The sequence below is a fragment of the Kitasatospora setae KM-6054 genome (genome assembly GCF_000269985.1).
Lineage (GTDB): Bacteria > Actinomycetota > Actinomycetes > Streptomycetales > Streptomycetaceae > Kitasatospora > Kitasatospora setae.
In genome coordinates this window covers 7,152,329-7,172,707 of the sequence record NC_016109.1, presented here as the reverse complement: position 1 = coordinate 7,172,707, position 20,379 = coordinate 7,152,329, and the positions used below count along the sequence as shown (strand labels likewise).

General features: G+C 73.7%; 20 protein-coding genes. 7 read left to right on the top strand and 13 right to left on the bottom strand.

Going from position 1 to position 20,379, the window contains the following annotated elements; genetic code table 11:
* Window positions 1-4: 4 nt before the first annotated feature.
* The 3 genes from pucD (at window position 5) to KSE_RS31580 (ending at window position 5,205) form a co-directional block, all read left to right on the top strand.
* Window positions 5-2,350 (top strand): xanthine dehydrogenase subunit D, encoded by a 2,346-nt coding sequence (pucD, locus tag KSE_RS31590; protein ID WP_051056010.1) that lies wholly within the window; start codon window positions 5-7, stop codon window positions 2,348-2,350.
* A gap of 191 nt (window positions 2,351-2,541) precedes the next feature.
* Entirely contained in the window at window positions 2,542-4,005 is a 1,464-nt protein-coding gene (locus tag KSE_RS31585) for an NCS2 family permease (protein WP_033259170.1), read from the top strand.
* Between the two features lie 63 nt (window positions 4,006-4,068).
* Entirely contained in the window at window positions 4,069-5,205 is a 1,137-nt protein-coding gene (locus tag KSE_RS31580) for an XdhC family protein (RefSeq protein ID WP_014139444.1), read from the top strand.
* A 13-nt stretch (window positions 5,206-5,218) separates the two neighbouring features.
* Here the strand turns inward: KSE_RS31580 and KSE_RS31575 are convergent, their stop codons facing one another.
* Genes KSE_RS31575 through KSE_RS31565 form a run of 4 tightly spaced genes read right to left on the bottom strand, consistent with a single transcriptional unit; the run spans window position 5,219 to window position 7,205 of the window.
* Entirely contained in the window at window positions 5,219-5,494 is a 276-nt protein-coding gene (locus KSE_RS31575) for a hypothetical protein (protein ID WP_014139443.1), read from the bottom strand.
* 44 nt (window positions 5,495-5,538) lie between these two features.
* Window positions 5,539-5,838: a hypothetical protein gene (locus tag KSE_RS31570; RefSeq protein ID WP_148283184.1), complete on the bottom strand. Its 300-nt coding sequence runs from the start codon at window positions 5,836-5,838 to the stop codon at window positions 5,539-5,541.
* Between the two features lie 60 nt (window positions 5,839-5,898).
* Complete coding sequence (locus KSE_RS43075) at window positions 5,899-6,054, bottom strand: hypothetical protein (protein WP_157850076.1); 156 nt, start codon at window positions 6,052-6,054, stop codon at window positions 5,899-5,901.
* Window positions 6,051-7,205 (bottom strand): Dyp-type peroxidase, encoded by a 1,155-nt coding sequence (locus KSE_RS31565; protein WP_063747460.1) that lies wholly within the window; start codon window positions 7,203-7,205, stop codon window positions 6,051-6,053. The genes KSE_RS43075 and KSE_RS31565 overlap by 4 nt, the downstream gene beginning before the upstream one ends.
* Before the next feature lie 61 nt (window positions 7,206-7,266).
* On the opposite strand from KSE_RS31565, the gene KSE_RS31560 reads away from it, so the two are divergent.
* Window positions 7,267-8,574, top strand: coding sequence for a right-handed parallel beta-helix repeat-containing protein (locus tag KSE_RS31560; protein WP_051055456.1), 1,308 nt, complete (start codon window positions 7,267-7,269; stop codon window positions 8,572-8,574).
* Window positions 8,575-8,581: 7 nt separating this feature from the next.
* Here the strand turns inward: KSE_RS31560 and KSE_RS31555 are convergent, their stop codons facing one another.
* From KSE_RS31555 to KSE_RS31535, 5 genes are all read right to left on the bottom strand, one after another.
* Window positions 8,582-9,430, bottom strand: a complete 849-nt coding sequence (locus tag KSE_RS31555) for a hypothetical protein (RefSeq protein ID WP_014139438.1) — start codon at window positions 9,428-9,430, stop codon at window positions 8,582-8,584.
* Between the two features lie 96 nt (window positions 9,431-9,526).
* Window positions 9,527-12,241: an SdrD B-like domain-containing protein gene (locus tag KSE_RS31550; protein ID WP_014139437.1), complete on the bottom strand. Its 2,715-nt coding sequence runs from the start codon at window positions 12,239-12,241 to the stop codon at window positions 9,527-9,529.
* A gap of 246 nt (window positions 12,242-12,487) precedes the next feature.
* Entirely contained in the window at window positions 12,488-13,576 is a 1,089-nt protein-coding gene (locus KSE_RS31545; RefSeq protein WP_014139436.1) for a radical SAM protein, read from the bottom strand.
* 44 nt (window positions 13,577-13,620) lie between these two features.
* A complete protein-coding gene (locus KSE_RS31540; protein WP_014139435.1) occupies window positions 13,621-14,160 on the bottom strand; it encodes a class IV adenylate cyclase in 540 nt (179 codons plus the stop codon).
* A complete protein-coding gene (locus KSE_RS31535) occupies window positions 14,147-14,788 on the bottom strand; it encodes an AAA family ATPase (protein ID WP_014139434.1) in 642 nt (213 codons plus the stop codon). The genes KSE_RS31540 and KSE_RS31535 overlap by 14 nt, the downstream gene beginning before the upstream one ends.
* A gap of 116 nt (window positions 14,789-14,904) precedes the next feature.
* Between KSE_RS31535 and KSE_RS31530 the strand changes: the two genes are divergently transcribed.
* From KSE_RS31530 to KSE_RS31520, 3 genes are all read left to right on the top strand, one after another.
* Window positions 14,905-15,753: a helix-turn-helix domain-containing protein gene (locus KSE_RS31530; RefSeq protein WP_014139433.1), complete on the top strand. Its 849-nt coding sequence runs from the start codon at window positions 14,905-14,907 to the stop codon at window positions 15,751-15,753.
* Window positions 15,731-15,937 carry a DUF397 domain-containing protein gene (locus KSE_RS31525; RefSeq protein ID WP_014139432.1) on the top strand — a complete coding sequence of 69 codons (207 nt, stop codon included), beginning with the start codon at window positions 15,731-15,733 and terminating at the stop codon, window positions 15,935-15,937. Before KSE_RS31530 ends, KSE_RS31525 begins: the two co-directional genes overlap by 23 nt.
* Before the next feature lie 121 nt (window positions 15,938-16,058).
* Window positions 16,059-16,352, top strand: a complete 294-nt coding sequence (locus tag KSE_RS31520; protein WP_014139431.1) for a hypothetical protein — start codon at window positions 16,059-16,061, stop codon at window positions 16,350-16,352.
* A gap of 61 nt (window positions 16,353-16,413) precedes the next feature.
* Here the strand turns inward: KSE_RS31520 and KSE_RS43070 are convergent, their stop codons facing one another.
* The 4 genes from KSE_RS43070 to KSE_RS31500 form a co-directional block, all read right to left on the bottom strand.
* A complete protein-coding gene (locus KSE_RS43070) occupies window positions 16,414-16,794 on the bottom strand; it encodes a hypothetical protein (protein WP_014139430.1) in 381 nt (126 codons plus the stop codon).
* 185 nt (window positions 16,795-16,979) lie between these two features.
* Window positions 16,980-17,609, bottom strand: coding sequence for a LysE family translocator (locus KSE_RS31510; protein ID WP_014139429.1), 630 nt, complete (start codon window positions 17,607-17,609; stop codon window positions 16,980-16,982).
* Window positions 17,610-17,758: 149 nt separating this feature from the next.
* Entirely contained in the window at window positions 17,759-19,510 is a 1,752-nt protein-coding gene (locus KSE_RS31505; RefSeq protein ID WP_014139428.1) for an SDR family oxidoreductase, read from the bottom strand.
* Complete coding sequence (locus tag KSE_RS31500; RefSeq protein ID WP_014139427.1) at window positions 19,507-20,379, bottom strand: M24 family metallopeptidase; 873 nt, start codon at window positions 20,377-20,379, stop codon at window positions 19,507-19,509. Before KSE_RS31500 ends, KSE_RS31505 begins: the two co-directional genes overlap by 4 nt.

The following is a 20,379-nucleotide window of genomic DNA, read 5'->3' as shown; positions in this document are numbered from 1 at the left end:
GACGATCCAGGGCCAGAAGAACCTGCAGAAGATCCACCAGGCGTCCAAGGACGGCGTCGGCGGCTCCCCGCTGCGCCCGGACGGCACGCTGAAGGTGAAGGGCGAGTTCGCCTACTCCTCCGACCTGTGGCACGAGGACATGCTGTGGGGCACCGCGCTGCGCTCCCCGCACCCGCGGGCGACCATCCTGTCGGTGGACGTCTCCGAGGCGCTGGCCGTTCCCGGCGTGTACGCGGTGCTCACCCACGAGGACATCCCGGGCGAGAAGTACTACGGCCTGGAGATCGCCGACCAGCCGGCCCTGGCGATCGACAAGGTCCGCTACCACGGCGAGGCGATCGCCCTGGTCGCCGCCGACCACCCGGAGACGGCCCGCCGCGCGGTGAAGAAGATCAGGGTCGAGTACGAGGTGCTGACCCCGATCACCACCGAGGAGCAGTGCCTGGACCCGGAGACGCACGGCTACGTGCACGAGCCGCACGAGTACAAGTCGCACGCGTACGGCAACGTCTGCCACGAGCAGAAGCTGGTCTCCGGCCTGGGCGTCACCGACGAGGTGCGGGCGCTGGCGGACGTGATCGTCACCGGCGAGTACGAGGTCGGCATGCAGGACCAGGCGTTCCTCGGCCCGGAGTCCGGCCTCGCGGTGCCCGCCGAGGACGGCGGCGTCGACCTGTACGTCGCCACCCAGTGGCTGCACGTGGACCGCCAGCAGATGGCGCCCGTCCTCGACCTGCCGCTGGAGAAGGTCCGCCTGACGCTGGCTGGCGTGGGCGGGGCGTTCGGCGGCCGCGAGGACCTGTCGATGCAGATCCACGCCTGCCTGCTGGCGCTGCGCACCGGCCGGCCCGTCAAGATCGTCTACGCCCGGGACGAGTCCTTCTTCGGGCACGTGCACCGCCACCCGGCGCGGATGCGCTACGAGCACGGCGCCACCCGGGACGGCAAGCTGGTGTTCGCCGACTGCCGGATCGTGCTGGACGGCGGCGCCTACGCCTCCGCCTCCCCCGCCGTGGTCGGCAACGCTGCCTCGCTCGGCCACGGCCCGTACGTCATCCCGAACGTCCGGATGCACGCGATCGCGCTGTACTCCAACAACCCGTCCTGCGGGGCGATGCGCGGCTTCGGCGCGGTGCAGGCCGCGTTCGGCTACGAGTCGCAGATGGACCGGCTGGCCGAGGCGCTCGGCATGGACCCGGTCGAGCTGCGGCAGCTGAACGCCGTCACCCAGGGCGACCGGATGCCGACCGGGCAGGAGATCGACGCGCCCGCGCCGGTCGCCGAACTGCTCCAGCGGGTCAAGGACATGCCGCTGCCGCCGCCGCTCGACCCGGAGCACCCGGACGTCCGCACCCTGCCGGGCGCGCTGTCCAACACCTCGCACGGCGAGGGCATCGTGCGCGGCGTCGGCTACTCGGTGGGCATCAAGAACGTCGGCTTCTCCGAGGGCTTCGACGACTACTCGACCGCCCGGGTCCGGCTGGAGGTGATCGGCGGCGAGCCGGTCGCCATGGTGCACACCGCGATGGCCGAGGTCGGCCAGGGCGGCGTCACCGTGCACGCCCAGATCGCCCGCACCGAGCTGGGCGTCGAGCAGGTCACCATCCACCCGGCCAACACCGAGGTCGGCTCGGCCGGTTCGACCTCCGCCTCCCGGCAGACGTACATGACCGGCGGCGCGGTGAAGCTGGCCGCCGAGGCGGTCCGGCACGAGCTGCTGGAGCGCGGGCGGCACCGCTACGGCTGGACCCGGGACGACCTGTCGCTGGCGGGCGGCAAGGTGGTGTCGGCCTCCGCCGGGGTGCTGATCGCGATCGTCGACCTGCTCGGGGACGACGCGATCGAGCAGACCCGCGAGCACCACCACCGCCCGACCGTCCCGTTCGACAAGGAGACCGGGCAGGGCTTCGGCCACGTCCAGTACACCTTCTGCGCGAACCGGGCCGTGGTCGACGTGGACGTCGAGCTGGGCCTGGTCAAGGTGGTCGAGCTGACCGCCGTGCAGGACGTCGGCAAGGCGCTCAACCCGCTCTCGGTGGTCGGCCAGATCCAGGGCGGCTGCACGCAGGCGCTCGGCCTCGCGGTGATGGAGGAGATCGTGGTCAAGGACGGCAAGGTGCGCAACGCCTCCTTCACCGACTACCTGATCCCGACCATCCTGGACACCCCGCCGATCCCGGTGCAGCTCCTCGAACTCCCGGACCCGCACGCCCCGTACGGGCTGCGCGGCGTCGGCGAGGCCCCCACCGTCTCGGCCACCCCGTCGATCGTCGCGGCGATCCGCCAGGCCACCGGCAAGGCGCTCACCCGCATCCCGGTGCGGCCGGAGCACCTGACCGACACGCTCTGACCGACCGTTCGAGAACGTCCCCGGGGGCGGCGTCCCGTTCTTCCCCGCCGCCCCCGGGGTCCCGCCGTCCCGCCACGCCGGGCCCGACGGCTCCCCCACCCGTGAGTCGAACCAGTCCCCCTGCGTACCCCCCTGACGGGCATTCAGGTCGGCTCGCCCACCCCAACCCCCTATGAACCTTGGGAGTGGACATGTCCCGGACCTCCACGGAGCCCGGCCCCACCGAAGCAGCGGCCCCCACCGCGAACGGCACACCCCCGCGGGGCGCCCTCGACGCCTACTTCAAGATCTCGGCGCGCGGCTCCACCCTGGGCAACGAGATCCGCGGTGGCCTGACCACCTTCATGGCGATGGCCTACATCGTCCTGCTCAACCCGATCATCCTGAGCGGCGCGGACGTCACCGGCGCCAAGCTGGACCACGCCCAACTGACCACCGCCACCGCGCTGGCCGCCGCCGTCACCACGATCCTGATGGGCCTGGTCGGCAACGTGCCGCTGGCGGTCGCGGCCGGCCTGTCCGTCTCCGGCGCGATATCCGCGCTGGTGGCGCCGCACACCACCTGGGCGCAGGCGATGGGCCTGTGCGTGATCTACGGCCTGCTGATCGTGCTGCTGGTGGTCTCCGGCCTGCGCGAGAAGATCATGAACGGGATCCCGCTGCCGCTCAAGCACGCGATCACCATCGGCATCGGCCTGTTCGTCGCGATCATCGGCTTCTACAAGGCCGGGTTCGTGCACACCGGCGGCCCCACCCCGCTCTCGCTCGGCCCGTTCGGCGAGCTCCAGGGCTGGCCGGTGCTGGTCTTCGCGCTCACCCTGCTCACCATCTTCGTGCTGCTGGCCCGGAACGTCCGGGGCGCGATCCTGATCGGCATCGCGGCCGGCACCGTCGTCGCGCTGGCCGTCGACAAGGCGGCCGGGCTGACCGCGCAGGACTGGGGCGGCTCGGCCCCGGCCTGGCCCGGATCGCCGGTCTCCGCACCCGACTTCGGCCTGTTCGGGCACGTCGACCTGTTCGGCGCGTTCGGCTCGCACGGACTGGGCGCGATCAGCGCCTCGGTCGCCGTCTTCACCCTCGTGCTGGCCGGGTTCTTCGACGCGATGGCCACCATCATCGGCGTCGGCACCGAGGCCGGGCTCGCCGACGCCGAGGGCCGGATGCCCGGCCTGTCCAAGGCGCTGCTGATCGACGGCGCGGGCGGCGCGATCGGCGGCCTGTCCGGCGCGTCCGGGCAGACCGTGTTCGTCGAGTCCGCGACCGGCGTCGGCGACGGCGCCCGCACCGGCCTGGCCTCCACCGTCACCGGCGGCGTCTTCGCGCTGATGCTGTTCTTCTCGCCGGTCGCCGCCGTGGTGCCGGTGCAGGTCGCCGCCGCCGCGCTGGTGGTGATCGGCTCGATGATGATGAGCCAGGCCCGGCACATCGACTGGTCCGACCGCGAGGTCGCCATCCCGGCGTTCCTCACCTGCGTGCTGATGCCGTTCACCTACAGCATCACCGCGGGCGTCGCGGCCGGCGTCGTCTCCTACACCGTCATCAAGGCCGGCACCGGCAAGTGGCGCGAGCCCGGCCCGCTGATGTGGATCCTGACCGGCGTGTTCACCGTGTACTTCGCGCTCGTCCCGATCAAGTCCTGGCTGGGCGTCCACTGACACCCCCGCCGCCCCGCCGGACCCTCCGGCGGGGCGGCACCGTCCCGCTGTGAGGAGCACCCCGTGCACGACATCGCCGCCCAGCTGCACCGCTGGCACGCCGCCGGACGCCCCTACGCCGCCGCCACCGTCGTCGGCGTCTCCGGCTCCGCCCCCCGCGAGCCCGGCGCCGCGCTCGCCGTCGACGCGGACGGCGAGGCGGTCGGCTCGGTCTCCGGCGGCTGCGTCGAGGGCGCCGTGTACGAGCTCTGCCGGGAGGCGCTGCGCACCGGCGCCCCCGTCCTGGAACGCTTCGGCTACAGCGACGAGGACGCCTTCGCCGTCGGCCTGACCTGCGGCGGCCTGCTCGACGTCTTCGTCCAGCCGGTCGTCCCCGGCGCCGACCCCGGCCTGGACGCCGCCGTCGCCCACCTCGCCTCCGGCACCCCCGTCGCCGTCGCCCGGATCGTCGACGGCCCGCCCGCGCTGCTCGGCGCCACCCTCGCCGTCACCGCCGACGCCCACCACGGCTCGTACCCCTCCTTCCCGCTGGAGCGCGCCGCCGTCGCCGAGACCCGCGCGCTGCTCACGGCCGGCCGCACCGGCCGCCTCGTCCTCGGCCTCGACGGGCGCCCCTGTGACCCGTCCGGCGACGGCACCGTCACCGTGTTCGTCGAGGCGTACGTGCCGCCGCCGCGGATGCTCGTCTTCGGCGCGATCGACTTCGCCGCCGCCGTCGTGCGGATCGGCAAGTTCCTCGGCTACCACGTCACCGTCTGCGACGCCCGGCCGGTCTTCGCCACCGCCCGCCGCTTCCCCGAGGCCGACGAACTCGTCGTCGACTGGCCGCACCGCTACCTCGACACCCAACTCGACCGCCTCGACGGCCGCACCGTGCTGTGCGTCCTCACCCACGACGCCAAGTTCGATGTCCCGCTGCTCGAACGCGCCCTGCGCCTGCCCGTCGCCTACGTCGGCGCGATGGGCTCCCGCCGCACCCACCGCGACCGCGACACCCGCCTGCGCGAAGTGGGCCTCACCGACAGCGAGTTGGCCCGCCTGCACTCCCCCATCGGCCTCGACCTCGGCGCCCGCACCCCCGAGGAGACCGCCGTCTCCATCGCTGCCCACCTCGTCGCCGAAGCCCGCGGCGGCTCCTGCCTCCCGCTCTCCACCACCACCGGCCCCCTCCACCACGACACCGCGCCCGCCGCGGCCTGACCGGACCCCCGCCCTACCGGCTGTCGCCGGCCCAGTCCCAACGACGCGGATCCGTCGGCCTCGGCTCGTAGCGCGAGGCGCCGGCCCCGCCGTACCGCCCCAGGTGCGTGGGCAGGTCGGCCCCGGCGGCGAGCGTGTCGGCCGCCCAGCCCGTCACGTCCAGCAGCAGCCCGTCCAGCGGCCCACCGACCAGCTCCCGGTAGTCACGGTTCGGGCGCGGCCCGGGGTCGTCGTGGTCGGCCCCGTAGACCCGGCCCCGCAGCAACTGCTCGCTGTCGCGTTCGTCCATGCGGCCAGGCTGGCACCCGCCACCGACAATCCGGGCCGCCCCCATCAGGGGAAGAGCGTCATCAGCACCAGGAAGGTGGCGGTGAAGAGGCCGCCCACCAGCATGAACACCCCGTAGGCGCGCGGGTAGTAGGCGTGCATCCGGGCCACCGACGGGACCGGGTTCCCGGTGAGCCGGGAGCGCTCGATCGCGGTGGCCGCCTGACCGCAGATCCGGGTCCGCAGACCGCGCGCGTCCAGGAGCCAGATCAGGCCGTAGGACACGAGCACGACCGCGACCAGCCCGCCCACCACGTACCCGGCCACGGGTATGCCGGGCTCCGGAACATCCTCAGCGAAGATCATGGCTGGTCATGATCGGGGAGCCCGCCGGTTCGTGTCAACACCCTTTCCCCACTGGCCGGTTCACAGCCCCTCCCCCAGCGCGCCGCCCTCCCGGGCGCCCGGGAGGACCCAGGCCACGGCGGAGGCGGTGTGGGTGAGGAAGGGGGTGAGCGCGTCGCGTTCGGCGAGACCCCCGACCACCCCCCACCAGCCCCCGCGGCCAGCGGCCCCTCTCACAGCCCCTCCCCCAACACCCCGCCCTCCCGCGCACCCGGAAGGACCCAGGCCACGGCGGAGGCGGTGTGGGCGAGGAAGGGGGTGAGCGCGTCGCGTTCGGCGAGGCGGGTCTGGACGCGGGTGAAGAGGGCGGGGTCGCGGAGGAAGGCGAGGAAGAGGAGGCCGCGGTCGGTGGGGGTGTCGTCGTAGGACCAGCCTCGGCGGAGCATCCGGGTGCCGCCGTCGAGGCGGGGGCTGCTGAGGCGGACGTGGGAGGTGGCGGGGATGACGTAGGAGCCGTCGGGGTGCTTGGCGTAGATGTCGGGGTCGTCGTGTTCGGCGGTGCCGGTGAGGGGGGCGCCGGTGTCGTGGCGGCGGCCCATGGCGAGTTCGCGGCTGTCGGTGGGGAGGGCGGCGAACGCGGCGGTGTCCATCCGGATGCGGCGGTAGACGAGGACGGTGCCGTCCTGGTGCCAGAGGTCGGGGTCGGCGGGGTCGGGGTTGGCGGTGCCGTCCTTGAAGCCGAAGAGGTTGCGGGGGGTCTGTCCGTCGGGGGTGGGGGGCAGGAAGCCGGTCTGCTGCCAGCGGAGGGTGGCGCCGGCGGCGGTGGTGGCGGTGAGGAGGTGTTCGGTGAGGATGCCGGTGGTCCAGGGCTGTTCGGTGCTGACCTGGAGCAGGAGGTCGCCGTCGCCGCGGGCGGGGTCGAGGCGGTCGCCGGGGAGGGCGGGGAGTTCGGCGAGGGTCTCGGGGGCGGGCAGTCGGAGGCGGGTGGCGAGGGCGGGGCCGATCGCGGCGAGTGAGGTGGTGGGCGGGGCGCCGGTGAGTCGCTGGTCGGCGAGGCGGCCGGCGGCGGCGCGGGCGAGGACGTCGCTCGCGGCGGCGAGCAGGGTGCGGAGTGCGGCGCGGTCGGTGTCGGCGGGGAGGTCGAGGGCGAGCAGCCGGGTGGCGGGGAGTTGGCGGTGCAGGACGCCGGACTGCCGGGCGCCGTGGAAGGGGACGGCGGCGGGCGGGGGCGGTGCGGCGGCGGCCGTGGGCCGGTCGTCGTGGGTGAGGAGGGTGGCGGCTCCCGCGCCGGCGGCGAGCGCGGCTCCTGCGGTGAGCAGGGTGCGGCGGTGGATCCGGGGGCGGTCCGGTGCGGTGTCGGGCTGCGGGTTCCCCGGTTCGGTGTGCATGGCCGCCATTGCAGACGATAGAACACGTTTCATGCAACTCCGCCTCTCTTCTTCTCGCTTGATGTCGGATCAGGTCGTTCTCGGTCGGCTGCTGGCCGTCGTGGCGCTGGTGCTGTTGCCGGCGGCGGCCGGCTGTTCCTCGGGCGGTGGCGGGGGTGGTTCGTCGGCGGACCGCCATCCGCCGGGGACGGTGCTACGGGTGCCGGAGGACTTCCCGACCGTGCAGCGGGCGGTGGACACCGCGAACCCGGGCGATCTGGTGCTGGTCGGCCCGGGGACGTACCGGGAGAGCGTGCGGGTCACCAAGCCGCGGGTGGTGCTGCGCGGGACGGACCGCAACGCGGTGGTGTTCGACGGCGGGTTGAAGCTGGTCAACGGGATCACCGCGACCGGCGCGGGCACCGTGGTGGAGAACCTGACCGTGCACGGCTACCTGGCGAACGGCGTGCTGTTCACGGGCGTGACGGACGAGAAGCTGCAGCGGCACGGCGCGGGCGGTTCGGCGTACGACCCGCTGGACACCACCCGGTTCCCGCCGGTGCTGGGCTTCCGGGCGACCCGGGTGACGGCGTACGGGAACGCGCTGTACGGGATCTACGCGTTCGACGCGCGCGGCGGGGTGATCGAGGAGTCGTACGCGTCGGGGCAGGCCGACTCGGGGATCTACGTCGGGCAGTGCAAGCCGTGCGACACCCTGGTGCGGGGCAACACGGTGGAGCGCAACGCGGTGGGGATCGAGATCACCAACGCGTCGGAGAACCTGACCGTGGTGGGCAACCGGGTGGTGGGCAACCGGGTCGGGGTGACGGTCAACTCGAACGACCTGGAGTCGCTGGCGCCGCAGCACGCCGCGGTGATCGCGGGCAACGTGGTGGCGGACAACAACGCGGCGGACTCGCCGGAGCAGGCGGACGGCGGCTTCGGGATCGGGATCGGGATCGGCGGCGGGACGGACAACCGGGTCGAGCGGAACCTGGTGCGCGGCAACCGGGCGGCGGGCGTGGTGGTGACCGACCCGCCGGGGCACCCGGCGTCCGGCAACCGGGTCACCGCGAACAAGGTCGCCGGCAACGGCGTGGACCTGGTCAGCTCGGCGGCCGACCCGGGCAACTGCTTCACCGGCAACGGGCCCTCGACCCAGAGCCCGGACGGGCTGGAGACGCTGGCGCCCTGCGGCGCGACCGGCGGCGGGCGCGTCCCGGCGGGCCGGGCGGCGGGCGTGCAGGCCCCGCCCGGGACGGCGTTCAACGCCGTGCCGGTGCCGCCCGCGCAGCCGACGCTGCCGGACCCGAACGCCCCGGCGGTGCCCGCCGTCGACCTGCCGGGCCCGGTCGACCCGGACTCCTACCCGCTGCCCGCCGGCGGGTGAGGCCACCTCAGCCGGCCGTCGCCGTCGCCCAGGGCGCCTCGGGGAGCTTGGCCCCGGCCCGCTGCCCGTGGAAGTCCAGGGCGGTGGGGGTGCCGATGCCGGGCATCCGCATGGTGACCCGGCGCAGGCCGCCCTCGCCGTCGATCCAGTAGGTGAGCGGCGAGGTGTCGCCGGGCGCGGCGGAGGCCGCCGCGTCGCGCGGGCGGGGGCCGGAGATCCGGTCGTGCTCGCGGCCGTCGATCCGGTCCCGGCCGAGCCAGCGCGGGCCGGCCTGGGCGAGCAGCAGCGGGTTGTCGGGCCGGTCGGCGCCGAGCTGGACGGCCAGGTCGAGCCCGGCGTCGAGCGGGTCGGTGCCGTACGGGCGGGAGGTCCAGCCGCTGCGCGGGACGTGCTCGGCCTGTTCCCAGGCGGGGGTGGCGGGGTCCGTCCCGGCGGGCGGCTTGGCCAGGCCGAGGCCGCCGGCGTCCCAGACCAGCAGGCCCTCGTCGAGGGTGCCCTGCCGTCCGCTGACCCGGTAGCTGCCGGCGGCGTGCCGGGTGCGGTAGTCGATGACGCCGTGCACCTGGACCACCGTGCCGTCGCCCTCCTGGACGGTCAGTTCGACCTCGGCGGGGCTGGTCCCGTAGAGGGTGAACCGGGACAGCGCCAGCCGGGAGGACTCCTCGGTGCTGAGCGGCCGGGCCTCGTCGCCGCCGCTGGTGAGCCGCCAGGCGGTCACCGCGCCGGCCGCGACCAGGACGGCGGCCAGCGCGGCGGCGACCGGCGCGTACCGGCGGCGGCCGCCGCCCTTCGGCGCGCTCTTCGCTGTCGTGCTCTCCGGCGCGCTCTTCGCTGTCGCCGCGTTCTTCGTTGCCACGGATTCCTCTGCTGTTGCCGGGGGTTGACGGGCCGGGGGCCCCGGGCGGAAGAACCCGGGGCCCCCAGTCTGACCGCTGATCAGGTGGTCGGACGATCAGCTCGCACGGCGCCTGCGCACCGCGATCAGCAGGCCGGTGCCGAGCACCAGCAGCAGCGCGCCGCCGGCCAGCGCGTACGGCACGGTGCCGTTCATGCCGGTGCTGGCGAGGCTGCCGCCCGGGGCCGGGCGGGCCTGCGGCGGGGCGGGGACCACCGGCATCGGGGTCGGCGTCGGGGTCGGCGTGGGCGTCGGGGTGGGCGTGGGCTCCGGCGGGATGACGGTGTTGACGGCGGTGGTGGTGATCCCGGCGTCGAGGTGCGCGTCGTCCAGCACGACCGGTCCGAGGACCGGCTGTTCGGGGGCCCGGTAGCCCTTGGGCGGGCTGACCTCCTGCCAGTAGTAGCCGCCGAGGTCGGCCTGGACGGCGCAGGTGCCGTCCTCGCCGGTGGTGCACGGGTCGCCGACCTTGCTGTCCGGCCGGTCCCCGTCGGCCTGGAGGCCGGCGGTGTCGTTGGACTCGCGCCACAGCTGGAAGACCGCGCCGGGCAGCGGCTTGCCGTCCTGGTCGTGCTTGACCAGGCGCAGCGCGCCCCGCTGCTTCTGGAAGCCGAAGTCGAAGCTGTGGTCGTTCTGGCCCGGGCCGCCGGTGGTGAGCGCCCGCTCGACGTAGCTGCCGCCCTTGGGGACGGTGCCGTCGGAGTCGGTCAGGCGGTTGTCGCCGACGTTGTCCTTGGTCGGGACCCAGTGGTACAGCGGGCCCGTCGCGGTGTAGTCGGCCGGGTTGTCGAGCCGGATGGTGTACGCGGTCTTCGGCTTCAGCCCGCCGGTGACGTTGCTGTCGTCGAAGTAGTACTCGCCGCGCGCGGTGGTCTTGGTGGTGCCGACCAGCTTCCCGTCCGCGTCGTACAGGTGCACGGTGGCGCCGGGGACGGGCTGCTGCTGCGGAAGTTGCTGCCCGGAGCGCTCGGGGTCGTACCAGACCCGGTTGCCGATCTGCAGCGGGGCGCGGTCGCAGAGCACTTCGAGGTCGGCCATCGCCGCGCCCTTGCCGAAGCGGGAGCGGCCGTCGGAGAGCTCGTTGCCGAAGCCCGGGTCGGGGCCGCCGCTGCGGAGGGTGAACATGGTGCCGGCGGTGACGATGTTGTTGGACACGTCGTAGCCGGAGGCGGCGATGGAGCTCTCGACCTTGGACAGCGCCAGGCCGGCGAACGCCGGGTACGGGTGGCCGTTCGGGTAGGGGCGGCTCTGGTCGAAGAAGCCCTTGTTCCGCACGGTCTGGCCGCAGCCGAGGTTGACGTCCAGCACGAAGGTGTCGCCGGACTTGCACGCCTTGTTGAGGTCGGCCGAGGCGAGCACGTAGACGAAGCCGTTCGGCAGCGGCTGCCCCTCCGGCGGGGCGGCGGCGGCCTGGTCGGCGTACCGGTCACGGAAGGCCAGCAGCATCGAGCCGTCGGTCTCGAAGCCGACCTCGCCGAGCTCGGGCTCCGGGTTGATCCCGCAGACCGCGCCGCCGGTCAGCGGCTGGGTGTCCTGCCACGGGTACCAGAAGTAGCCCGCGCAGGGGGTGGCCGGGGTGCCCCGGTGGTCGAGCGGCTGGTTCAGCACGGCCGCGCCGAAGACGCCGGTGGCCGGGTCGAAGGGCAGCACCACGGCCTTCAGGTCGGTGATCTTCCCGGTCGACTGGCCGGAGCAGACGCCGCCGACGTAGCCGGTGCCGTCCTGCATGCCGAGGCCGTACGGGCGCCAGTCGTCGGGCGACGGGCAGCCCGCGGCGGGGATGGCGTACACGGCCTTGGGCGCGGACGCGGTCGGCGCGGTGGCGTCGTACCGGTACAGCTTGCGGTCGTGCAGGTTGACCACGTACAGGTCGCGGTTGTCCTCGGTGAGCTTCAGCCCGCCGAGGCTCTCCTTGCCGACGGCGGGCAGGAACGCCGCGTCGTCGCCGCCGGCCGCGTGCGCGGTCGTCCCGGCGTCCGGGACGGTCGCGAACAGCGCGGTGGTCTTCTTCGCCGGGTCGGTGACGTAGATCGCCCCCGGCCCGCCGGGGCCGTACGCGGTGGCCCGCTTGGCCTGCGCCGAGCTGAACAGCCGCCGGTCGTCCCGGTTCCAGGCGATCCCGAAGACGTTCCCGGTCTCGCCGCTGGTGCCGACGTCGGTGACGTCCTTGTTCACGCCGCGCGACTCGTACGGGAAGGTCAGCAGGGTGCGCTGGGCCGCCGGGACGCCGGTCGGCGGCTGGCAGGCGGTGGCCAGCGGGGCGTTGCGCTGGCAGTAGTCGGCGGGGTTCCACAGGCCGGTGGTGAACGCGGCCTGCCTGCCCGCCGAGAGGTCGACGAACTCCTCGTTGCTGCTGAGCCTGTTCGGCGCCCCGGCCAGGCCCTCGCGGGCGGCGAACGCCGGGTAGAGCACGCCCGGCTTCGGGTTGACCACCTCGACCCGGTACCTGCCGGTGGGGGTCGACTTGGCCGGCGTCAGCGTCACGGTGCCGTCGGCCGCCGTGACGCCGGTACGGACCGCGCCGTCCTCCCCGGTCAGGGTGACGGTCACCCCGCCGATGCCCGGCTCCAGCACCGGCGTCCACGTCCCGCTCTCGTCGACGGCCCGGATCACCCGGACCGTCACCGAGCCGTCCGCCGTCGCCGGCGACGCCGACGGGGCGGCGACGGCGGTGGCCGCCGCGAAGGCCGCCACCACGGCGGCGACCCGCTCGACCCGGCGCCGCCGAGCGCCCGGTACGGGCGCCCTGGTCTGTTGCTCTGTCTGGGTCATGCCCTGCTCTCGTGGTAGCTCCGGCAGGCGCGCCGAACCGTAACCGGAAGATCATCCGAACGGCTCAGAACACACCTCTTTTGGCCGAATATTAAGCGGAATACGACCATCCGGGTGCCATTACAAGAAAATTGACGGTCCATCACGAAGCACACCGGTCACGCCCACGTGCGCCTCGTGCGCCCCCGCCCTGCAACCACCTGACGATCCGTCAGGTTTGCGCCACCCCCCGCCCGCCCGCCCCGCTCACCCGGCGCCGTAGCGGCGGGTCAGGCGGCGGACCTCGGACTCCTTGAACGTCCGAACCTCCGCCACGATCCCGCCCCCCGGCAACTCGGCCACCGGCACGCACAGGTCCATCCGCTGGATGCAGACGCCGACCGTGTACTCCTCCTCCTCGGTGAGGTAGAGCCGGATCCCGTAGTACCCCTCCTGGCAGTCCGTGCCGTTGTCGAACCGGCATGACGCGCAGGTGTCCGGGAGCCGCACCGGCAGCAGCCGCTTGACGTGCACGGCCCGGCCGCCGAGCGCCCGGTAGAGCGTCCGCTCGTCGGAGGTGCCGGCGGTGAAGGTCCGGAGCACCGGCTCCGCCCCGACCCTGGACAGCACCTCGGAGATCGCGTCGAGCGACCGCGCGCCGTCCTGGAGGCTGGTGAGCATCCGCACGTCGGCGAACTGGCCGTACGCCTCGACCAGGTTGACCACCCGGTCCACGTGCTCAGGCCCGGGAACGACGATGTTCACCGACGCCTTCACCCCGTGGGAGACCGCGGCCCGGACCGTCTGCGACGCCGCCCTGACCTTCGCCCCGGCCGGGCCTGCCGCAGCGAAGCGCCCGGGGTGCTGGACCGCCCGGAGCTCCTCGGCGGTCGTACCGAAGACGGAGACGTTGACCCGGTCGAGCCCGGCCGCCGAGCAGTCCGGCATCACCTGGCGGCCGCGCTCGCCGTTGCTGGTCATGCCGACGCACAGCCCCATCCCGGTGAGCGCGGCGACCAGCCCGGACACCTCCGGGTGCAGGGTGGGCTCCCCGCCCGTGAGGTGGACCTCGCCGGCGTCGAACGCCTTCGCGACCGTCCGCACCGCCCGCCGGAAAGCCCGGTCCGGCTCCATCCTCGCGGCGAGGAAGCGGACGCCGTTCGTCCCGCCGTAGATCGACACCCGTCCGCTCCGCCCCGGCCCCGCCGCGAACGGCAGGGCCGTGCGGCCCCGGTTGTCGGCGGTGACCGGTGTCCCCTCGCTGTGGCAGAACGTGCAGGCCAGCCCGCACTCGTCGATCACCTTGAGCCGGATGCTCCGGTCCCGGACGATCCGGACCGCCGGCTGCTGGGTCACTGACACGGTTCCCCCTCCCCCCTCCCCTCCCCTACCCGCCCCGCTCACCCGAAGGTGAGCCGGGCGATCCTCTCGATGTCGATCCCGTAGCGGTGGTAGACCCGCCTGGTGTTCTCGCTGGTCAGGTCGGACAACGGCAGCCCGAGCGCGGCGACCGTCGCGTAGACGTGCGCGGCGCTCTCCCCCTCGACCTCCAGGTACGGCGGGATCAGCGGCCACTCGTCGATCTCGACGGCCGCACCACCCAGCCTCCAGGAGGACCGGCGGTTCTCCTGGTACGCCTTCGGCCGGTAGCCGAGCTTCCCCAGCAGCGCGTCCGTCACGTCGAAGTCGCCGACGGCCGTCTCCGTCTCGCTCACCCCGTCGATCGCCTCGGAGCGGATCTCCTTGACGCAGAGCGTGACCTCGCTGCCGGTGTCCCGCAGCCGCACCCACGCCCCGGGGCGGCCCGGGATGTCGTAGACGTAGCGCCGCTGGAACCGCTCGGCCACGTGCTCGGCCCCGGCCCCGGCGAGCAGCGCCCGGATCCTCTCCGGTTCGATGTCGAGGATCTTCGCCTCGAACTCGGTCTCAGTGGTGCCCACGGCTGCTTGCCCCTTCCGGACGATTCCTGCGGACCCGCTCGTGGACGAGGGCGACGACCGCCTCGGCCACCTGCTCCGGCGTCCGGCCGGTCCCGTCCACCGGGACCAGGCCGAACGCGCGGTACACCCGGACGCTCTCCGCGACCCGGGGCTCCTCCCGCCGGTGCCAGTCGCTCAACGCCCCGCCCGCCGCCCGCACCCGCAGGCGCTCCCGGCGGACGGACTCGTCCACCTCCAGCAGGACCGCCGCGTCCGGCCGGAGCGCCCCGGCCGGGTACCCCACCGGCCAGTTCTGGCCCATCGCCCGGTGCGTGGCGACGGTCCGCGGGAAGTACGACTCCACCACCACCGGCCGCCCGCTCCCGACCAGGCCCCTGGCCCGCTCGGACTTGAGGTGGTTCGCCATCAACCACCAGTGCAGCCGCGCCGGCAGGACCCCGGCACCGTCCACCTCCGCCCGCATCCGGGCGAACCCCGGCAGGCCGTCGTCCTCCAGGTGGACGCCGCCGAGCCGGGCGGCGACCAGCGGGGCCACCGTGCTCTTCCCGCTCGCGCTGAGCCCGTCCAGGGTGACGAACACCCCGCGACCGGCGGCCCGCTGTCCCCGGGGATCCGATTCCCCTTCCATGCCGTCCTCCTGACGATCCGTCCGTCGACTGTTCCGGGTAACAGCATCGGCACGGAGCGCTACGCTCGCCAGAGCCCGCAGTCCAACTCCGCAGCTGTGAGACGGAGAGCCCCACCATGCCGAACCCGCGAGACCTCGACCCGGCCGCCTCGATGGCGGCGCTGTTCGGCTCGGAGCTGCGCCGCATCCGGGCCGAGGCGAACCTGAGCCAGGACGCCCTGGGCGAAGTCCTCGGCTACACCGGGTCGTTGGTGGGGCAGATCGAGACCGCGAAGCGCTCCCCCACGCAGGAGTTCGCCGAACGCCTCGACGGGGCGCTGGCGACGGGCGGGCTGTTCGGGCGGCTCTGGCCGCACGTCGGGCGGGGGCCGTACCCGGACTACTTCCGGACGTACGCGGATCTGGAGCCGCGGGCCTCGGAGATCATCGGGTACGGGGGTTTCCTGATCCCGGGTCTGGCTCAGACCGAGGGGTACATGCGGGCGGTGTTCCACGCGGCGCTGCCGCTGGCCCCGGAGGCGGACATCGAGGCCAAGGTGCAGGCGCGCCGGGCCCGGCAGGAGATCCTCTCCGGTCCAACCCGGCCGGTGTTGTGGTGGCTGATCGACGAGGCCGCGATCCGGCGGCCGGTCGGCGGGTACGCGGTGATGGCCGGTCAACTCCGCCACCTGGCCGCTCTGGTCCGCTCCAGGGTAGCGGTCGTGCAGGTGCTTGAGCAGCGTTGTGGAGCACATGCAGCCCTGGAGGGTGCGTTGACGCTGATGTCGTTTGCCGACAGCAGTCCGGACGTGGCATACATCGAGGGACCGCATGTAGGCATGCTGGTCGAGAGCATGGAGCAGGTCAGGAAGGTCCGTCTGACCTACGACCTCGCCCGGGCTGACGCCCTCAGCCCGGAGGCGTCACTGGCTCTCGTCGACAAGGTGGCAGAGGAGCATTCCCGTGAAGAAGACCGACGCGCTTGAGTGGCGCAAGTCCAGCTACAGCGGCGGCAACGGCGGCGAGTGCGTCGAGGTCGCCGCCGCCGGCTCCGCGACCACCGCCGTCCGCGACTCCAAGGACCCGCACGGTCCCCGGCTGCGCTTCTCGAACGACGCCTGGGCGGCCTTCGCCGCGGCGGCCTCGGCCGGCGCCTTCGACCGGGCCTGAGCCGACGGGCCGGCGGCGGCGCGGTCGCCGCCGGCCCCCGGACGTCCCACCGCGACCGGGGTGGGGCGGGGCGGGAGAATGGAACGGTTCGCGGGAGTCCTGACAGGCCCGGAGGCGTGCGATGCGAACCCTGATCGTCGCGGAGATCGACACCGAGAAGTCCAACGAGCTGATCAGCAGCGGGAAGATGCCCGAGCTGATGGGCGAGATGCTGGGGAAGCTGCGGCCCGAGGCCGCGTACTTCTACCCACTGAACGGCCACCGCGGGTTCACCCTGGTGGTGGACCTGGCGCGGGAGTCGTCGCTGGTGACCACCGTGGAGCCGCTGTGGCTGCGGATGGGCGCCAAGGTGATGGTGACGCCGTGCATGTCGGCGGACGAACTGCGTTCCGGCATCGAGGAGTTGCGCAGCTGACCCGAACCCCCGCAGGGGGTGCGGCACGGGCCGTGCCGCACCTCCCCGGAGGGCTGCCGGGTCAGAGGGTCTGGCCCGGGAGGCCGGGGTGGGTGTAGTCGCTGACCCGGTGGACGTACGGGGTGATGTAGGTGGTGCCGCCGTCGTAGGTGGCGAACGAGCCGCTGTAGATGTGGCCGATGCCGCGGAAGCCGTCGGAGGTGATCGCCCACGCCTCGCAGCCCTGGGCGTCGGTGCCGTGGTCGACGAGCTGGTACTGGACGTAGGTGCCGTCGGGGCCGGCGTAGAAGCTGACCTGGCTCTCGCAGGTGTGGGTGACGTCCCAGAACGAGTACGGGGTCTTGGTGGTGGCGTCGGCGGCCGAGGCGGTGGCGGTCCCGGCGAGGGCGAGCAGCGGCGCGGCCACTGTGACGGCGACGGTCTTCCAGGGTGAGCGGCGCATGGGTTCCCCTCCGTTGCGGCCCCACTGATCCGCTCAGTGGTTTAGACCAGTCGCCAGTATGCGACAGGTTCGGGGACGAACGCCAACCTCCCAGCACAGCAGCGGAACTGACGGATGGTCGGTCCGCTACGGTTCACCGCGCGGACCGCGCCGCTTCCCCCCGCCGCCACCGGATCACTCCCCCCTCACTCCCCCAGCGCGAGCTTCGCGCCGAAGCCGAGCACCGCGAGGCCGGTGATCCGGTCGAGCAGGCGGCGCACGGACGGGCGCCGCAGGCGGCCGCGCAGGGTGTGGGCGAAGGCAACCAGCACGGTCGACCAGAGCAGGCCCTCGGCCACGTGCACCGAGGTGAGCAGCACGCCGGCGGCGAGGTGCGGGGCACCGGCCGGGATGAACGGGGGCAGCACGGCGACGTAGAAGACCCCGACCTTCGGGTTGAGCAGGTTGGTGAGCAGGCCGCGCCGCCAACCGGCCCACCAGCCGCCGCCGTTGCCCGCTCCGGCTGGTGACTGCGACTCCTCCGGCGCGGGGGCGTGGCGGGCCCGGAGCATCCGCACGCCCATCCAGAGCAGGTAGCAGACGCCCGCCCAGCGCAGCGTCTCGTAGGCCAGCCGGGAGGCGGTGAGCAGCACAGTCAGCCCGGCGGCGGAGGCGGTGCCCCAGCTGAGGGTTCCGGCCTGGATGCCGAACACCACGCCCCAGGCCCGGCGCCGGTGGCCGAGCGCGGCGGTGCGCAGGATCAGCGCGGTGTCGAGTCCGGGGGTGAGCGTGAGCAGGCCCACCACCAGGGCGAACGAGGCGAGCGGGCCGGTCATCGTCGAGAGGTCCACGGGTGTCCGATCTGTCCGGCGGTCGGGCCGCCGTAGCGGGCGATCGCGGCGCCGAGCGCGGTGATCCGCGGGCCCCGGCAGGCAGCATACCGGGGCAGCGGAGGGCGGCCCGGTGCGCCGCCCGGCCGGGCGGTTCAGCCGGCGTCGATCCGGGCCGCCTTGTGGAGCAGGCCGGGGCTGAGCCGGGCGAGCAGGCGGGCGGCCTTGGCCTCGACGGTGACGGGGACGACGGGCTTGCGGGTGCGGACGGCGCGGACGATTTCGGCGGCGACCTTCTCCGGGGGGAAGCCGCGCCGGGCGTACAGCTTGGAGACCTTGGCCTGCTTGGCGGCGAGGGCGTCCTGGTCGAGGCCGGAGAAGGTGGTGGTGCGGGTGATGTTGGTGTGGACGATGCCGGGGCAGATGGTGGAGACGCCGATCCGGTGCGGGGCGAGTTCGGCGCGCAGGCAGTCGGAGAGCATGAAGACGGCGGACTTGGAGGTGGCGTAGGCGGCGAGCCGTTTGGCGGGGAGGTAGGCGGCGGCGGAGGCGAGGTTGACGAGGTGGCCGCCGGTGCCGCGGTCGACCATGAGTTGTCCGAAGGCGCGGCAGCCGTGGATGACGCCCCACAGGTTGACGTCCAGGACGCGGCGCCACTCGTCCTCGGTGGTCTGCAGGAAGGTGCCGGAGTGGCCGATGCCGGCGTTGTTGACGACGACGTCGGGGACGCCGTGGTCGGTGGCGACCTGCTGGGCGAAGGCGTCGACGGCGGCGCCGTCGCTGACGTCGACCCGGTAGGCGGCGGCCTTGACGCCGGAGAGTTCGCAGAGTTCGGCGGTGCGCAGGGCGGCGGGCAGGTCGCGGTCGCAGACCACGACGCGGGCGCCGGCGTCGGCGAAGGCGAGCGCGGTGGCCCGGCCGATGCCGCTGCCGCCGCCGGTGACGACGACGAGTTCGCCGGTGCCGGAGGGCTCCTGGCGGGGGGCGCCGTGGTCGCGGGCGGTGAACTCGCGGACCATCGCGGCGACGGTGGGGCCCTTCTCCAGCAGCGCGGACCAGTGGGTGGCGTTCAGGGTGCGCCGGGTGAGCCGGGGGGCCCAGCGTTCCAGGCCCTCGGAGAGGAAGTCGGCGACGTAGTGGTCGCGTTGCAGGGTGATCAGCTGCACCGGCACCTCGGTGTGCCGTTCGCGCGGGGCGCGGACCCGGGGCCGCATGTTGGCCCGGTACAGCTCGATGCCGTGCACGGCGTCCTTCGCGAGGGTGGCCTGCGGGTGGCCGGGCCGGGGCCGGACGGCCTCCAGGTCGCGCAGGACGCGGGGCCAGAGCCGGGCCAGGCCGAGCTTCCAGGCGGCGGGGGCGAGGACGGGCAGTTGGAACAGCGCGATGTACCAGGAGTGGGCGCCCTGGCGCAGCAGTTGGGACAGGTGCCGGGGGGTGGGCCGGCGCAGCCGGTGCCGGATCCAGTGGCCCATGTGGTCCAGGCAGGGGCCGGACATCGTGGTGTACGAGGCGATCCGCCGGTAGGCCCCGGGCGCGGTGACGGCCTCCCACGCCTGGACACTGCCCCAGTCGTGCGCGACGACGTGCACCGGCCGGTCGGGGCTGACCGCGTCGGCGACCGCGTACAGGTCCTGGCCGAGCAGTTCCAGCCGGTAGTCCGCGCGGACGGCGGGCACCCCGGACGCCCCGGAGCCGCGGGTGTCGTAGCGCACCACGTGGTGGTCGGCGGCGAGGTCGGCGGCGACGTCGTCCCAGACCGAGTGGTCGTCCGGGTAGCCGTGCACCAGGATCACCGTCGGGTCGGCGGGGTCGCCCTGCTCGTACACGGCGAGCGGGAGGCCGCCGGAGTCGACGGTGCGGCGGCGGGTCGCGCCGGTGCCGTGGGCCTCGTTGCTGGGGCCGGTCATGCGGTTGCCTCCTGGAGTGCTGTCCAGCGCCGCACGTGCGGCAGGTCGTCGTCGAGCCAGTACGCGTCCTCGTCGGTGACGACGAGGAGTTCCTCGAACTTGATGCCCACCTCGCGGAAGCCGATGTGCGGTTCGACCGCCCAGAGGCCGGGGGTGGGGGCGTGCCGGGAGGCGCGGCCGCCCGCCCAGAGCGGGGAGCGGCCCTCCAGGCGTTCCTTCACGAGTTCACGTCCGAGGGTCTGCAGCGTACGCACCCCGAAGCCGAAGAGGTTGACGCCGGCCGGGCCGCGGGCGGTGTTCCGGGTGACCTGGTGGCCGATCACCCGGCCGGGGTAGACCTGGTGGCGGTTGTCGTAGCCGTGGGCGGCGAGTTGGGCGTCGACGGCGGCGTACACCTCGGCGAGCGGCTTGCGGGCCCTGACCTCGCGCAGGATCAGCTCGCGGTAGACCCGGAGGTCCTTGGCGAGCAGGTCCCAGACCGGGTTCTCGCCAACCTTGCCGCCGTAGCCGATGTCGGCGGTGTAGCCGTCGACGACGGGCGCGCAGTCCAGCACGTACGGCATGCCCTCGGCGAGGACGCGGGAGCCGGCGAAGAACTGCAGCGGGGTGTGGAAGTGCCGGAACGCGGTGCGGTCGCCGAACCAGGCGAACGGCACGTGGAAGAAGTCCTGCACGCCGGCCCGGACCAGGCAGCGGCGCAGTTCGGCGGTGGTCTGGCGTTCGGTGACGCCGGGTTCGATCCAGGCGGCGACCTGTTCGGCGCAGTGGTAGGCCAGTTGCTGGACCTCCCGGAACTTCGCCAGGTCGCGCTCGCTGTAACGGAATCCGGGCATCGGGGCGGACTTCGGGCCGGACTTCGGGGCGGGCAT